14 protein-coding genes are annotated in these 13,398 nt (G+C 71.1%); 8 read left to right on the forward strand and 6 right to left on the reverse strand.

All coding sequences use genetic code 11. The annotated features are described in order from the left end of the window. The first annotated feature begins 13 nt into the window (after positions 1–13). Positions 14–616 (forward strand): DinB family protein, encoded by a 603-nt coding sequence (locus ACFSL2_RS11880; protein WP_377198052.1) that lies wholly within the window; start codon positions 14–16, stop codon positions 614–616. Here the strand turns inward: ACFSL2_RS11880 and ACFSL2_RS11885 are convergent. Continuing rightward, entirely contained in the window at positions 595–1,380 is a 786-nt protein-coding gene (locus ACFSL2_RS11885; protein ID WP_377198053.1) for a MerR family transcriptional regulator, read from the reverse strand. The genes ACFSL2_RS11880 and ACFSL2_RS11885 overlap by 22 nt on opposite strands. Before the next feature lie 127 nt (positions 1,381–1,507). Between ACFSL2_RS11885 and ACFSL2_RS11890 the strand changes: the two genes are divergently transcribed. Beyond that, positions 1,508–1,921 carry a hypothetical protein gene (locus ACFSL2_RS11890; protein ID WP_377198054.1) on the forward strand — a complete coding sequence of 138 codons (414 nt, stop codon included), beginning with the start codon at positions 1,508–1,510 and terminating at the stop codon, positions 1,919–1,921. Between the two features lie 39 nt (positions 1,922–1,960). Here the strand turns inward: ACFSL2_RS11890 and ACFSL2_RS11895 are convergent, their stop codons facing one another. Both ACFSL2_RS11895 and exaC read right to left on the reverse strand, forming a co-directional pair. Further along, positions 1,961–2,380 (reverse strand): DUF779 domain-containing protein, encoded by a 420-nt coding sequence (locus ACFSL2_RS11895; protein ID WP_377198055.1) that lies wholly within the window; start codon positions 2,378–2,380, stop codon positions 1,961–1,963. Between the two features lie 84 nt (positions 2,381–2,464). Then, positions 2,465–3,988, reverse strand: coding sequence for an acetaldehyde dehydrogenase ExaC (exaC, locus tag ACFSL2_RS11900; protein WP_377198056.1), 1,524 nt, complete (start codon positions 3,986–3,988; stop codon positions 2,465–2,467). 233 nt (positions 3,989–4,221) lie between these two features. Here exaC and ACFSL2_RS11905 point away from each other — a divergent pair, with 233 nt between their 5' ends. Then, complete coding sequence (locus ACFSL2_RS11905) at positions 4,222–5,850, forward strand: vWA domain-containing protein (protein WP_377198057.1); 1,629 nt, start codon at positions 4,222–4,224, stop codon at positions 5,848–5,850. A gap of 181 nt (positions 5,851–6,031) precedes the next feature. On the opposite strand, the gene ACFSL2_RS11910 is transcribed toward ACFSL2_RS11905, so the two are convergent. Continuing rightward, positions 6,032–6,682: a hypothetical protein gene (locus ACFSL2_RS11910; RefSeq protein ID WP_377198058.1), complete on the reverse strand. Its 651-nt coding sequence runs from the start codon at positions 6,680–6,682 to the stop codon at positions 6,032–6,034. A gap of 252 nt (positions 6,683–6,934) precedes the next feature. On the opposite strand from ACFSL2_RS11910, the gene ACFSL2_RS11915 reads away from it, so the two are divergent. Both ACFSL2_RS11915 and ACFSL2_RS11920 read left to right on the forward strand, forming a co-directional pair. After that, positions 6,935–8,233 carry a sigma-54-dependent transcriptional regulator family protein gene (locus ACFSL2_RS11915; protein WP_377198059.1) on the forward strand — a complete coding sequence of 433 codons (1,299 nt, stop codon included), beginning with the start codon at positions 6,935–6,937 and terminating at the stop codon, positions 8,231–8,233. Between the two features lie 78 nt (positions 8,234–8,311). Continuing rightward, on the forward strand, positions 8,312–9,205 hold the full coding sequence (locus ACFSL2_RS11920; RefSeq protein WP_377198060.1) for a sulfurtransferase: 894 nt from the start codon (positions 8,312–8,314) through the stop codon (positions 9,203–9,205). Positions 9,206–9,223: 18 nt separating this feature from the next. Here the strand turns inward: ACFSL2_RS11920 and ACFSL2_RS11925 are convergent, their stop codons facing one another. Beyond that, positions 9,224–9,523: a DUF3175 domain-containing protein gene (locus ACFSL2_RS11925; RefSeq protein WP_377198061.1), complete on the reverse strand. Its 300-nt coding sequence runs from the start codon at positions 9,521–9,523 to the stop codon at positions 9,224–9,226. Between the two features lie 65 nt (positions 9,524–9,588). On the opposite strand from ACFSL2_RS11925, the gene ACFSL2_RS11930 reads away from it, so the two are divergent. After that, positions 9,589–10,044 carry a SufE family protein gene (locus ACFSL2_RS11930; RefSeq protein WP_377198062.1) on the forward strand — a complete coding sequence of 152 codons (456 nt, stop codon included), beginning with the start codon at positions 9,589–9,591 and terminating at the stop codon, positions 10,042–10,044. Here the strand turns inward: ACFSL2_RS11930 and ACFSL2_RS11935 are convergent. Further along, a complete protein-coding gene (locus ACFSL2_RS11935; protein WP_377198063.1) occupies positions 10,041–11,006 on the reverse strand; it encodes a phosphotransferase family protein in 966 nt (321 codons plus the stop codon). The two genes, ACFSL2_RS11930 and ACFSL2_RS11935, sit on opposite strands and share 4 nt — an antisense overlap. A 159-nt stretch (positions 11,007–11,165) precedes the next feature. Here ACFSL2_RS11935 and ACFSL2_RS11940 point away from each other — a divergent pair, with 159 nt between their 5' ends. After that, positions 11,166–12,323, forward strand: coding sequence for a methyltransferase (locus ACFSL2_RS11940; protein WP_377198064.1), 1,158 nt, complete (start codon positions 11,166–11,168; stop codon positions 12,321–12,323). A 260-nt stretch (positions 12,324–12,583) separates the two neighbouring features. Further along, positions 12,584–13,243 carry a hypothetical protein gene (locus ACFSL2_RS11945; RefSeq protein WP_377198065.1) on the forward strand — a complete coding sequence of 220 codons (660 nt, stop codon included), beginning with the start codon at positions 12,584–12,586 and terminating at the stop codon, positions 13,241–13,243. Positions 13,244–13,398: the final 155 nt, after the last annotated feature.

Here is a 13,398-nt window from a genome sequence, read left to right on the forward strand (position 1 = left end):
GTACCGTTCGGGCATGACCACTTCCGGGCCGACGACGCCCCCGACAGAGCCGTCGACGACATGGCGTGACCTCCTCCTCGACCAGCTCGGCTTCTACTGGGACTTCCATCTCTGGCCACGCCTGGAGGGCCTCACGGACGCGGAGTATCTCTGGGAGCCTGCCTCGCCGGCCTGGAGCGTGCGCCCCGGGCCTGACGGTGAGCCACGGCTCGAGCACGAGGTGCCCGAGCCGGAGATACCGCCGGTCACCACCATTGCATGGCGCATGGTCCATGTCGGCCGGGACGTGTTCGGCCGGCGCGCCAGGGCCCTGTTCGGACCCACCGACGCGCCGGCCGATGCCGACATGTTCGATGCGCGGCACTGGCCCCAGGCACCGGTCACCGCAGAGGGCGGCCTTGCGATGCTCGAGGAGGGCTACCGGTCCTGGCAGGCCGGTATCGCCGCCCTGGACGACGAGTCCTTGATGCGCCCGATCGGCCCCAAGGGCCTGGCGTACGCCGAGTTCCCGATGGCCGCGCTCGTGACGCACCTCAGCCGCGAGGCCATGGCCCACGGCGGCGAGATCTGCCTGCTGCGTGATCTGTACCGCGCTCAGGCCCTCCCCTCCGGGTAGGCCCGCTCCGCGTAGACACGGAGCACGCCACGCACGAACGTGGCCCCCTCGGTACCGCCGTAGTTCGCGGCGAACCGCTCGTCGGCCACGTACATGTCGGCCAGGCCGAGCAGGTAGCCCTTGTCGGGTCGGCCCTGCTCGTGACCGGGCGTACCTGGTACGGCGACGAGCCACGCGGCGTGCCGGGCGGCGATCGCCTGTGCCCCCTCTGACGCCGGGTCCAGACCGGCTTCCGCGGCCTCGATCCAGGCGGTGTTCAACGCCAGCACCTGCGCCTTGAACTCGTCCTGGCGGTCCTTGCCGAGACCGCGCCACCACGCGTCGCTCTTCACGTACGCGTCGCGGCCCCAGCGCTCGGTCACCTCCTGCTCGTACTGGGTGTGGTCGAATCCGTCGAGCATGTCCTGCGCCATGATGTTCTCCTTCGCTCCGGGGTCCTTCTCGAGTGCAGTGACCGTCCGTTCGACCGACGCGATCTGCCGCGTCAGCCGGCCCTGCTCGGCCCGCAGCGAGACGAGGTGACGACGTAACGCCTTCGCCTCGTCCCGGTCGCTGTCGAGCACCTCGGCGATGTCGCCGAGGCCGAGCCCGAGATCGCGCAGCAGCAGGATCCGCTGCAGCCGCACCAGTGCGGTGCGGTCGTAGCGGCGAGGGCCGCTCGCCGTCGTCCGGGTGGCGGGCAGGAGCCCCACCGCGTCGTAGTGCCGCAACGTCCGGCTGGTGACGCCGGTGAGCCGCGCGATCTCTTGGATGGACCAGTGCATGTCCCTCACGGTAGAGGTTGACGTCGCGTCAACTTCAAGTCCTGGCGCGAAGCAGTGTGCAAGCTCCCCCCGACACCGACCTGTGGATAACCGTCCGGTGCGCACATTCCGCGGTAGAACTGAAGCCATGGCCTCATCAAGTGACATCATCCCGGATCATCCGCTTACCGATGACGCGGCCTTGCTCGCGTTCGTGACGTTCCTGCATGACGGCGTCACTCCGCGCCGCCGCACGCTGTGGTTCGTGATGCTGGACGGCGGGCGCCGGCCGCTGCCCGTGATCGTGCCGATCGACCATGTGCCGGACGAGCCCGACGGGCACCTGGTGAGCAACCTCGGTCGGGCCTGGCACGAGATCGTGCAGGACGAGCCCGGAGCAGCGGTCCTGCTGATGCTCGAGCGGCCCGGCCCGGCGGCGGGCTCGTCCGGCGACCGCGCCTGGCGCGCGGCGCTTCGTTCGGCCGCGGCGGAGCACGGCATCCCGCTCGCCGGGTTCTTCCTCGCGACGGCGGACGGCGTCGTCCCGCTGCGTCCCGAGTAGGCCGTGCCGTCCTGGGCCGTGCTCAGCTGCGGGCCGTGCTCAGCTGCGGAGCAGCTCCCACTCCGCGTCGGTGAACAGCCGGGACCGGATGAGGAAGCGCACTCCCTCGGGCGCCTCCACGCTGAACCCGGCGCCACGGCCGGGGACCACGTCGATGGTGAGATGCGTGTGCTTCCAGTACTCGAACTGGCTGCGGCTCATCCAGACCGGGACGGTGAACGCGGTGCCGTCGGCCCCGACGGCGAGGTCACCGAGGTGGATGTCGGCGTCCCCGGTGATGAAGTCGCCGTCCGGGTAGCACATGGGCGACGAGCCGTCGCAGCAGCCGCCGGACTGGTGGAACATCAGGTCGCCGTGCTTGTCCCGCAGCCGGACGAGCAGCGCCGCCGCGGCGTCGGTCACGGCGACCCGTGCGGGTGGTGCGTCGGACACCTCGGGCGAGCGGACGTCGTCGGACATGGAGACCTCCTCGTGTCGGTTGCGGTGTCGGACGTACAGGTCACCGGGATGACCTGTACGTCTGACACCGGGGGCGGCGGGCTCCTAGAAGAAGCCCTGCTTCCCCTGGGCGTAGCTCACCAGCAGGTTCTTGGTCTGCTGGTAGTGGTCGAGCATCATCTTGTGGTTCTCGCGGCCGACGCCGGAACCCTTGTAGCCGCCGAACGCCGCGGCCGCCGGGTACGCGTGGTAGCAGTTGGTCCACACGCGGCCGGCCTCGATCGCACGCCCGGCCCGGTAGGCGTCCGCACCCGACCGGGTCCAGACGCCGGCGCCCAGCCCGTACAGGGTGTCGTTGGCGACCTTGATGGCGTCGTCGAAGTCGGCGAACTCGGTCACCGCGACCACGGGCCCGAAGATCTCCTCCTGGAAGATCCGCATGGAGTTCTTCCCCTCGAAGATCGTGGGCGTCACGTAGTAGCCGCCCGCGAGGTCGCCCTCCATCTCGGCCCGGTACCCGCCGGTGAGCACCTTGGCGCCCTCCGCCTTGCCGATGTCGAAGTAGCTGAGGATCTTCTCGAGCTGGTCGTTGCTCGCCTGCGCGCCGATCATCGTGTCGGTGTCCAGGGGGTTGCCCTGCTTGACCGCCTCGGTGCGCGCGACGGCGTCGGCCAGGAAGGACTGGTAGATGTCCGCCTGGATGAGCGCACGCGACGGGCACGTGCACACCTCGCCCTGGTTGAGGGCGAACATCGTGAAGCCCTCCAGCGCCTTGTCGTAGAACTCGTCGTTCGCGTCCGCGACGTCGCTGAAGAAGATGTTCGGCGACTTGCCGCCCAGCTCCAGCGTCACCGGGATGATGTTCTGCGACGCGTACTGCATGATCAGGCGCCCCGTCGTGGTCTCACCCGTGAACGCGATCTTGCGGATCCGCGGCGAGCTGGCCAGCGGCTTGCCGGCCTCCGCACCGAACCCGTTGACGACGTTCAGGACGCCCGGCGGGATCAGGTCCGCGATGAGCTCCATGAGGTAGAGGATCGACGTCGGCGTCTGCTCGGCCGGCTTGAGCACCACCGCGTTGCCCGCCGCGAGCGCCGGCGCCAGCTTCCACACGGCCATGAGGATCGGGAAGTTCCAGGGGATGATCTGCCCGACCACGCCCAGCGGCTCGTGGAAGTGGTAGGCGATGGTGTCGCCGTCGATCTCGCTGATCGACCCCTCCTGCGCCCGGATCGCGCCCGCGAAGTAGCGGAAATGGTCGATCGCGAGCGGGAGGTCCGCGGCGAGCGTCTCGCGTACCGGCTTGCCGTTCTCCCAGGTCTCGGCGACGGCCAGCTCCTCGAGGTGCTCCTCCATGCGGTCGGCGATCTTGTTCAGGATCCTGGCGCGCTCCGTCACCGAGGTGCGGCCCCAGGCGGGTGCGGCGCCGTGGGCGGCGTCGAGGGCCCGGTCGATGTCGTCGGCGTCGCCGCGTGCGACCTCGGTGAAGGTGCGCCCGTTCACGGGGCTGGGGTTCTCGAAGTACTGGCCGTTCGCGGGCGGTACGTACTCGCCCCCGATCCAGTGGTCGTACCGGGGCCGAAAGCTGGCGATGGCACCTTCGGTACCTGGGGCTGCGTACACGGTCATGGTCTGCCTCCTCGCAGGTTCTCGTGCCCGCCGCCGGCTGTCCGACGGCGGAGCCACACCCGGGTGCGACGGCGCACCCGGCTGGGGCGAGGTTAGGCAGCCGGGCGTTGCATCGGGGTTGCAACCGGACCGTGACCTCGGCGCGGCAAGCAGGGTCGGCCACGGAACACATGGCCTGCAGAGGACCGGACGCGGACCCAGGAAGCACTCCGAAGCCGACGAGAGGCCACCCCATGACATCCACGACCCACCGGACCAGCCCTGCCGTACACCCGGCGCGACGGCTCGCGGCGCCGTTCGCGGCCCTCGTGACGGTGACGCTGGCGCTCGCCGGCTGCACCGCTCACGGCGGCGCGACGGAGACCGCCGCCGACGGGGCGAACCTCACGGTCCCCGCGCCCGAGCTGGGCGATCTGCCGGTCCCTGTGCTGCCCGGCCCCGGCCCCGTGCCGCCGGGTTCGAACGAGGAGTACGACGACTCCCCCGAGACCCCGTTCCGGGACGTCGCCACGAGCCCGTTGTCCACGTTCTCGGCGGACGTCGACACGGCGTCGTACTCGAACCTGCGGCGCCAGGTGAATCAGGGCGTCGTGCCGGAGGGCGTGCGGATCGAGGAGCTCGTCAACTACTTCGACTACGACTATCCGGCGCCCGAGCCCGGCGCAGAGCACCCGTTCTCGGTGTCGACCGAGGTGGCGGCGGCGCCGTGGAACCCGGAGCACCAGCTCGCGATGGTCGGGGTGCAGGCGACGGAGGCTCTGCCGTCGTCGGAGGGCAACAACATCGTGTTCCTGCTCGACGTGTCCGAGTCGATGGACGAGCCGAACAAGCTGCCGCTGCTCGCCGAGTCGTTCACGCTGCTCGTGGAACAGCTCGACGAGGACGACCGGGTGTCGATCGTGACGTACGCGGGCGACAACCAGGTGGTCGCCGACTCCGTGCCCGGGTCCGAGCACGGCGTGCTGGTGGACCACCTGCGGTCGCTGCGGGCCGGGGGCTCCACGGGTGGCGCGGACGGCTTGCGGACGGCGTACGAGCTCGCCGAGCGGAACTTCGTCGAGGGCGGCAACAACCGGGTGGTCCTTGCCACCGACGGGGACTTCAACGTCGGCCCGTCCAGCCCGGAGGAGCTCACGGACATGATCGAGGCCGAGCGGGAGTCCGGCGTCTACGTCTCGGTCCTCGGCTTCGGCATGCACAACCTGAAGGACGACACGATGGAGGCCATCGCCGACCACGGGAACGGCAACTACGCCTACATCGACACCCTGGCCGAGGCGCGCAAGGTCCTGGTGGACGAGTTCGGCTCCACCATGTTCGTGGTGGCCAAGGACCTGAAGCTCCAGGTGGAGCTCAACCCCGCCACGGTCGGCTCGTACCGGCTGATCGGGTACGACAACCGGCGCCTGGAGGACGAGGACTTCGATGACGACACCAAGGACGCGGGCGACGTCGGCGCCGGCCACTCGGTCACGGCGTTCTACGAGCTCGTACCCGCCGCCGACGGCGCCGGTGGCCCGGACGGCGCCGACCTGAAGTACTCCGACCGCGAGGTCGGCACCAGCGACGACTTCATGACGGTGCACGTGCGCTACAAGATGCCGAGCGGCGCCGAACCGGCGTCGAGCACCGAGGTCGAGTTCCCGGTCGGCGCGGACGCGTTCACGACCACGCCGACGACGGACTTCGCGTTCGCGTCCGCGGTCGCGGAGCTCGGGCTCATCGCCACCGGGTCGGAGTACCGGGCCGGCGCGAGCCTCGACGCGGTGCGGGAGCGCGCAGCCGGCGCCCTGGGGCACGACCCGTACGGCCTGCGGGCGGAGTTCTTGGACCTCGTAGCGACCTACCGGGCACTGGCCTGAACTTTACTCGGCAGGAAATGGCGCAGCGCGGAAAGAATTGCTCAGGGAATTGCTCTCGTCGGAAACTTGGATCGGAAGAACCGGCGAGGCACCCGAAAGTGCGCCATTTCGAGGAAAAGGGCTTTCGGCGCGTGAAGGGCAACGGAACTTTAGGCCGTCATCACCCGTCGACACAGAGGTGTCAGGAATCCTCGTTGGACGTGAGGACCGTGCGGTCACCGACCGGGTCCCGGGTGTCCAGCACACGCTGCGCACCCTGGGACTGCTGGACCAGGTCGACGGCGACACGGAGGTCCTCGGTGGCCCAGTCCAGCGAGTTCTCCATGTGCGCCGCCTGGGCGAGGAGGGTGCGAGCCTGCGTCACGGAGGACGGCGGGGCGTCGGTCACGCGCTGCGCCACGGCCGAACGCGCGTCGGCGAGCGCCTCCGCGAGAAGATCACGCGTGGCCGGGTCCGCGACCTGGCCGTTCGAGTGCTGGTAGACCCGCTCGGCCCTGTCCACGACGGCGGCGAGGTCCTGCGAACGAGCCGAGGTGGCACTGACCTGGCTGTCGATCTGGGTGGTGAGGGTCGTGAGGTGGCTGTTCTCGTCAGCACGGACCGAGCCCGACCAGAGGGCGATCGCGACGATGACACCGGTGATGATCGCTGCGCCGAACGTCCACCGACGCCGGCCGCGGGCGCCCGCGAGATCCGCGAGCGGCGGCTCTGCCACGTCGAGCGGAGGTAGCTGGACCGGGTCGAGCTCGACGAGCCGGACGGGTCTGTCACCCGGCTGTTCGTCAGTTCCCGATAGGGCAGGTTCCGGCTTGGCCAAAGCGATGGTGTTCAACTCTTCCCCCAAAGAGAGATCCCATGAAAACAAGGTGTCGGGCTCGTGGCCCTTTAACAACCGATGTGATGGACGCTAGGACTACTTCTAGCGTCTCGCGCGGCGAGACCGTAATACACCCGTGATCTGTGGAAAACGCACTCACTGCGGTGGATAACTTGGCGGCCACGGTGGACAACCTGTTGATGGCCTTGGCGTGGTGCCTACACTTGGGTGGTTCGACGACGACGTCGGAACCAGGTCAGGGGCAGCATGACGCAGGTGCCACACCGGGACGCGCAGTGGGTGCGCGCGGCATACGAGAACTTCGTCGGTTCCGCAGGCTCGCAGGAGCCCGCGGGGATCGACCCCGTCGTCGCGGCCTCGTGGCGGCGGAGCCTGCGCAACGGTGTGGACCCGGACCATCCGGGCACGGTCGCCGTCGCAGCGTCGGACGAGCTCGACGACTACCGCCGCGACCATCCCCTGGCCGTCGCGATGCCCCTCGTGCGGGACCTGGTGGGTGGGGCCACAGGCGACGACCTGGTGGTGGCGGTGTCCGACGACGTCGGACGGCTGCTCTGGGTCGAGGGCCGCGGCCCCGTACGCTCCGCGGTGGACCACGTCGGGTTCGTCGAGGGCGCGGTGTGGCGCGAGGAGTCCGTCGGCACCAACGCGCCCGGCACCGCCCTGGCCACACGTCGCCCCGTCCAGGTGCTCGGGGCCGAGCACTACGTGCGCCCGGTCCAGCAGCTCAGCTGTACCGCGGCACCGGTGCACGACCCGGCCGGCGGCATCGTCGGCGTGCTCGACCTCACCGGCGGCAGCGCCGCCGGGTCGCACGTGGCCCTCGCCCTGGTCCGGGCCACGGTCGCGATGGTCGAGCGCGAGCTCGCCGCCCGCGCCGCCCAGCTACGGAGGTCCGACGGCGATCGCCCGGCCTGGGCAGGCGGCCCCGACCCGGACCCCGGCGCAGCGGGCGCCGCCTCTCCCCCGGCCCCCGACCTCCGGCTGCTCGGCGCCCCCGCGCTCCGCGGGCGGCGGCTCTCGCTGCGGCACGCCGAGATCCTGCTCCTGCTCGCCGAACACCCCCGGGGTCTCGGCGCGGAGGAGCTCGCCGTCCTGCTCCACCCCGGCGACCTGTCCCTCGTCGCGGTGCGCGCCGAGATCTCACGCCTGCGCCGGGTCGCCGACAGCGTCCTGAACGGCCCGCTGCTCGCCGGGTCCCGCCCCTACCGCCTCGCGCGCCCGCTGCGGTCCGACGTCGACACGGTGCGTACCCGGCTCCGCCACGCCGATGTCCGGGGCGCGCTCGCGGCCTACCCCGAGCCGCTGCTGCGCCGGTCGGTCGCCCCCGGGGTCGAACGACTGCGCGAGGAGCTCGAGGCCGAGGTCCGCGAGGCGGTGCACGGCTGCAGCGACGCGGCCGCCGTCGAGCAGTGGACCGCGCGGAGCGAGGGTGCCGACGACCACGCGGCCTGGACGCGCCTGGCCCGGCTGGCGCCGGCGGGCGGGCCACAGGCGGCGCGGGCGTGGGCACGGCTGGGTGTGCTGGAGCGGCGGTTGGCCTGAACGTGCCCCACCCGGGATCTTTTCGGCACACCCGTGTGTTCTATTCTCGTCAGTGCACGTGCTCTACGAGGAGGCCCCATGCCCGCGCCCATCGACCCGTCGGACAAGATCGCGCAGTACGCCCACCCGGAACGACTCGTGAGCACCACCTGGCTCGCCGACCACCTGAAGGACCCGGGGGTCGTCGTGGTCGAGTCCGACGAGGACGTCCTGCTCTACGAGACAGGGCACATCCCGGGCGCCGTGAAGGTCGACTGGCACACCGAGCTGCAGCACCCCGAGATGCGGGACTACCTGGACGGCGCGGCGTTCGCCGAGCTCATGAGGAGCAAGGGCATCACCCGCGACACGACGATCGTGCTCTACGGGGACAAGAACAACTGGTGGGCCGCGTACACGGCCTGGGTGTTCACCCTGTTCGGGCACACGGACGTGCGCCTGCTCGACGGCGGCCGCGGACTGTGGAGCGCGGAGGGCCGCGAGCTCACCACCGACGTCCCGGCGCCCGCCCCGGTCGAGTACCCCACCGTCGTCCGCGACGACAGCGCGATCCGCGCCTTCCGCGAGGACGTCCTGCAGCACCTCGGCACGGGTCCGCTCGTCGACATCCGCTCCCCGCAGGAGTACACCGGCGAACGCATCGCCATCCCGGACTACCCGGAGGAGGGCGTGCTGCGCGGCGGCCACATCCCCACCGCGCGCAACGTCCCGTGGGCGACGGCGGTCGCGGAGGACGGCACGTACAAGACCCGCGAGGAGCTCGAGGCGATCTACACGACCGACCTCGGCATGAACCCCGACGACGCCGTGATCACGTACTGCCGCATCGGCGAGCGCTCCAGCCACACCTGGTTCGCGCTCACCTACCTGCTCGGGTACTCCGACGTGCGCAACTACGACGGCTCGTGGACCGAGTGGGGCAACGCCGTGCGCGTTCCGGTCGCGACCGGCAGCGAGCCCGGCGCCGTCTGACGCCGGTCAGACGCCGGCTCAGGCGCGGCCGAACTCCTTGCGCAGCTCGTCCTTGGCGCGCTCGAGCACCTCGCGCTGGTCCGCGTCGAGCTCCTTGCCGGCACGGTTCACGTAGAACGTGAGCATCGACATCGCCGAGCGGTACGGGGAGCTCTTGCGCCGGTCGCTCGACTCCGCGGACCGTCTGAGCGACCGGGCGATCCGCGCGGGGTCGTCCCACGTGAAGACACCCTCTTCCAGGTCCAGGGCGTCACTGCCTTCGGTGACGTCCTGGGACCAGCGTTCGCGGTCCTCCCCAGACCGCTTCTTCTCGGCCATGCATCAACCGTACGACGACGCCGGGCCGCTCGCCCGGACCTGGCACCCGATGGAAGGATGGACCGATGAGCACCAACGACGTCGACCTGCCCGAGGCCCTCGCCGAGCTGCGGGACGCCTTCCTGGAGACGCCCGAACGAGACCGGCTGCAGCTCCTGCTCGAGGTGTCGCGCGAGCTTCCGCCGCTGCCCGCCAGGTACGCGGACGCACCCGAACGGCTGGAACGGGTGCAGGAGTGCCAGTCGCCCGTCTACGCCTTCGCCGAGGTGGACGACGCCGGCGTGGTCGCCTTCCACGCCAGCGCACCGGAGGAGGCGCCCACCACGCGCGGCTTCGCGTCGATCCTCGCGCAGGGCCTGACCGGGCTCACCGCACAGCAGGTGCTGGACGTGCCCGAGGACTACCCGCTCCAGCTCGGCCTCACCAAGGTGGTCAGCCTGCTGCGGCTCAACGGCATGGCGGGCATGCTGACCCGCGCCAAGCGCCAGGTGCGGGAGCAGCTCGCCGCCGCGCAGGTCTAGCTCTCGCGGATCCGGTACCGGAGCCACGGGATGCACGCCTCCGCCTGGACGCGCTGGAACGCGCGCAGGTGCGGGATGCCGGGCGGCGGCTCCAGCAGGGAGCTGCGCGCGAAGTAGGCGGTCAGCACCGCCACCCACACCGTGACCGCCTCGGGGTCGACACCCACGGCGAGCGGCGTCCGCTCCAGGACCTCCTCCGGAGCCGGCCCGCCGCCCGCGTGCACCCCCGCCAGCATGCCGGTCTGGTCCAGGAACTCCGCACCGCGCACGGCGTGCGGCCAGTCCACGGCCACCGCCTCCTCCACCCCGTCGGCATGCCGGACGACGAGCGCGTTGTCGGCGCGCAGGTCACCGTGCACCAGATGCGGTCCGGCGAACGCTTCGAACTGCCGCTCGGGCGCGGCGATCCCCGCGATCCGACCGAGATTCTCGGCCAGCCAGGGGTCGTAGGTCGCCAGACCCGCCGGACGTTCGGCAGCTAGCAGGGCCGCCTCCGGCCAGGTGTGGTCGGCGAAGGCGGGGAACGTACCGCCGTCCGGCGCCTCGTACCGGGCGATGCGGCGCGCCAGGTGCTGCAGACGGTCGAGGTCCTCGAGGTCCCACGGTTCGGTCCGGGGCGCGCGTCCCCTGACTGCGTCGGAGGCGATGACCACCCACGCGGGCTCCGCTCCCCCGGGTTCGGGCAGCTCCAGGATCCAGCGGAAGGCCGGCGCGGGAACCCCGCCCGGCAGCGCCGCCGCGCGCTGCGCCTCCCGGCGGTGCAGCCGCGCGGCGACCTCGTGCTCGGTCGAGGCCACCTTGACGAACACGTTCCCGTCCGCCGTCTCCAGCGTGAGCGCCCAGCCGGGCGAGTAACCACCGTCGTGCGACGTCCAGCCCGTGACCGGACCACCCAGCTCGGCGACGACGGCGTCGCGGACGTGCGCCGGGAGGTCGGGCCAGGTGGGTCGCACGCGAGTCATGCGGCGATCATGCCAACCGAGCGTCCTGCCCGACGAGGGGAAATTCGCACCGCACCGGCGGCTGTGGGCAGCGTGAGAAGATATGGGCACGCATGACGGGAAGATCCGCCGTGACCACGGGCATGGTCCGGCAACTTCCATCCTTCTCAGGAGTACGTCATGTCCGAGGTCCGCTGGCCCGAGAACGGAACGCCCCGCACCGCGCGCTGGCACTCCGAGAACCACACCCCCGCACCGGCGCGCGTCATCGTCGTCGACGACCGCGCCACCGCCAAGGCCGCCTATCGCATGGCACGCAGCGGCGCGGGCCTGCTGTGGCAGGGCGACTTCCACAACGCCCGCCAGCTCCTGCGCGCCGTGGACCGGCTGCACGGCCGCTCGCGCACCACATCGGCCGGCGGCGCACCGACCCGCGAGGGCACCGCGACACTCTTCCACGAGCACCGCGCAGGACGCACGGCACGCGCTCGGCTGCTCGGCAGCCTGCTCGTGGTGCTCGAGGCCGACCACACCCTGCGACTGGGCCGGGCACCCGACGTCCGTGCAGCCTGCGACCACGCGTACGGGCCGGCCGGCGCTCGCGGCGACACCGGCCGGACGTGCATCGCGCTGACCGAGCTCGTCGGGGTGCTCAGCGCGTTCCAGTGGCACCAGCAGGGTGTCGAGATCCGCGCACTCGACGCGCGCGTCCATCCCGCGTACGGAGTGTTCTCCCCCGTGCGCGGCGAGTACGTCGACCTCGTGGCCCAGGCGCCTTTCGCCGGCAGCGACGCGCCGTCCGTCGTCTTCGACCTGGGCACCGGGACGGGGGTGCTCGCCGCCGTCCTGGCCCGCCGCGGAGCCCGGCGGATCGTCGCCACGGACATCAACCCTCGCGCGGTGGCCTGCGCCCGCGACAACCTGCAGCGGCTCGGGCTCGCGGAGCACGTGCGGGTCGTCGAGGCCGACCTGTGGCCGGCCGGCCGAGCGGACCTGGTCGTGTGCAACCCGCCCTGGCTGCCGGCCCGTCCGACGTCCGCCCTGGAACTCGGCATCTACGACGCGGGCTCCGACGTGCTCCACCGGTTCGTCGACGGGCTCGCCGAGCACCTCACCCCGGCCGGCGAGGGCTGGCTGGTCCTGTCGGACCTCGCCGAGCACCTCGGGCTGCGGTCAAGTGACGACCTGCGCGCCCGCATCTCCGGCGCCGGGCTGCGGGTGGTCGGGCGGCACGACACCGCACCGCAGCATCCCCGGGCCACGGACGCCGCCGACGCCCTGCACGAGGCACGGCGGCGCGAGACCACGTCGTTGTGGCGGCTGGCACGGACGGCCTGAAGTTGGACGATCGTCCTGTATCACCACTGTGATGTCTGGGTTACGGGTATTCCTCTCGCTCTGCCACAGAGTTCGATCCTGGAATGTCTTATTTCCTTCCCCGCACACTTCGATGCGTTCCGATTGACAGGGTGAAAAGCACGTCTGACTCTTCTTCGTGGTGAACACATGCGTGTGCTCCACCACTGTTTCGACGGAGCTATTCGAGGGGAAACACCATGATCCGAGGATTCCGTGCAATCAGTCGTGCTGTCGTCACCATGGCCGTCTCGGCGGGCATGGTCTGCGCAGCCACAACAGGTGCGAGCGCCCTGGTGATGGCCGAGGGTGAGGGGCCGGCGGCCGCAGTCACCGCCACCGACCCCGTGCCGGACGTCGCGGCCGAGACCGACGCCGAGGCAGACGTCGCGGTGGACGCCGAAGCCGAGGCCGCCGCCGAGGCAGCAGCCGAGGCAGAGGCAGCAGCCGCAGCCGAGGCGGAGGCAGAGGCCGCAGCAGCCGCCGAGGCCGAGGCCGACGCAGCAGCGGAGGCGGAAGCCGAGGCCGACGTGTCGGCAGAGGCAGATGCCGACGTCACCACCGAGGCAGACGCCGACGTCGCGACCGAGGCAGACGCCGACGTCGCGACGGAGACGGAGGCCGCGACCGACGTCGCGACCACGACCGAGGCCGAAGCCGGTATCACCTCCGCCACCGAGACGGTCACCGACAACCCGGTACCCGACGTCCCGGTGGACGGCCTGCCCGACGTCCCCGTGGACAACCCCGTGCCGGACGTCCCGGTCCCGGACCTTCCGGTGCCGCTCCCCGTCCCGACCGACGGCCTGCTGGACACCGTGCTCGGCGCGGTCGACGGCCTGCTCGCCGCCGTGCTCGGCCTGCTCGGTGGCGGACTCCCCGTCCCCGTCCCCGGTGTCTGACCAGCCACCCATCAACTCGCCGGACGTCGCCAGCACGGCCGGTATCTGACGCCTTTTCCGCCAGCCGTTCGCGAACGGTGGGGCTGGTGACAAAGGCTACCGGTGCGGCCCTTTCTCGGAATTCCGGGAAAGGGCCGCACTGTTGCGCGGACGTC

This window comes from Promicromonospora aerolata (assembly GCF_042682255.1).
In the GTDB taxonomy this organism is placed as follows: domain Bacteria; phylum Actinomycetota; class Actinomycetes; order Actinomycetales; family Cellulomonadaceae; genus Promicromonospora; species Promicromonospora aerolata.

Excerpts from the sequence above, each read along its gene's own strand:
- ACFSL2_RS11880 (WP_377198052.1), top strand. The coding sequence starts at position 14 with ATGACCACTTCCGGGCCGACGACGCCCCCGACAGAGCCGTCGACGACA.
- ACFSL2_RS11885 (WP_377198053.1), bottom strand. The coding sequence starts at position 1,380 with ATGCACTGGTCCATCCAAGAGATCGCGCGGCTCACCGGCGTCACCAGC.
- ACFSL2_RS11890 (WP_377198054.1), top strand. The coding sequence starts at position 1,508 with ATGGCCTCATCAAGTGACATCATCCCGGATCATCCGCTTACCGATGAC.
- ACFSL2_RS11895 (WP_377198055.1), bottom strand. The coding sequence starts at position 2,380 with ATGTCCGACGACGTCCGCTCGCCCGAGGTGTCCGACGCACCACCCGCA.
- exaC (WP_377198056.1), bottom strand. The coding sequence starts at position 3,988 with ATGACCGTGTACGCAGCCCCAGGTACCGAAGGTGCCATCGCCAGCTTT.
- ACFSL2_RS11905 (WP_377198057.1), top strand. The coding sequence starts at position 4,222 with ATGACATCCACGACCCACCGGACCAGCCCTGCCGTACACCCGGCGCGA.
- ACFSL2_RS11915 (WP_377198059.1), top strand. The coding sequence starts at position 6,935 with ATGACGCAGGTGCCACACCGGGACGCGCAGTGGGTGCGCGCGGCATAC.
- ACFSL2_RS11920 (WP_377198060.1), top strand. The coding sequence starts at position 8,312 with ATGCCCGCGCCCATCGACCCGTCGGACAAGATCGCGCAGTACGCCCAC.
- ACFSL2_RS11925 (WP_377198061.1), bottom strand. The coding sequence starts at position 9,523 with ATGGCCGAGAAGAAGCGGTCTGGGGAGGACCGCGAACGCTGGTCCCAG.
- ACFSL2_RS11930 (WP_377198062.1), top strand. The coding sequence starts at position 9,589 with ATGAGCACCAACGACGTCGACCTGCCCGAGGCCCTCGCCGAGCTGCGG.
- ACFSL2_RS11935 (WP_377198063.1), bottom strand. The coding sequence starts at position 11,006 with ATGACTCGCGTGCGACCCACCTGGCCCGACCTCCCGGCGCACGTCCGC.
- ACFSL2_RS11940 (WP_377198064.1), top strand. The coding sequence starts at position 11,166 with ATGTCCGAGGTCCGCTGGCCCGAGAACGGAACGCCCCGCACCGCGCGC.
- ACFSL2_RS11945 (WP_377198065.1), top strand. The coding sequence starts at position 12,584 with ATGGCCGTCTCGGCGGGCATGGTCTGCGCAGCCACAACAGGTGCGAGC.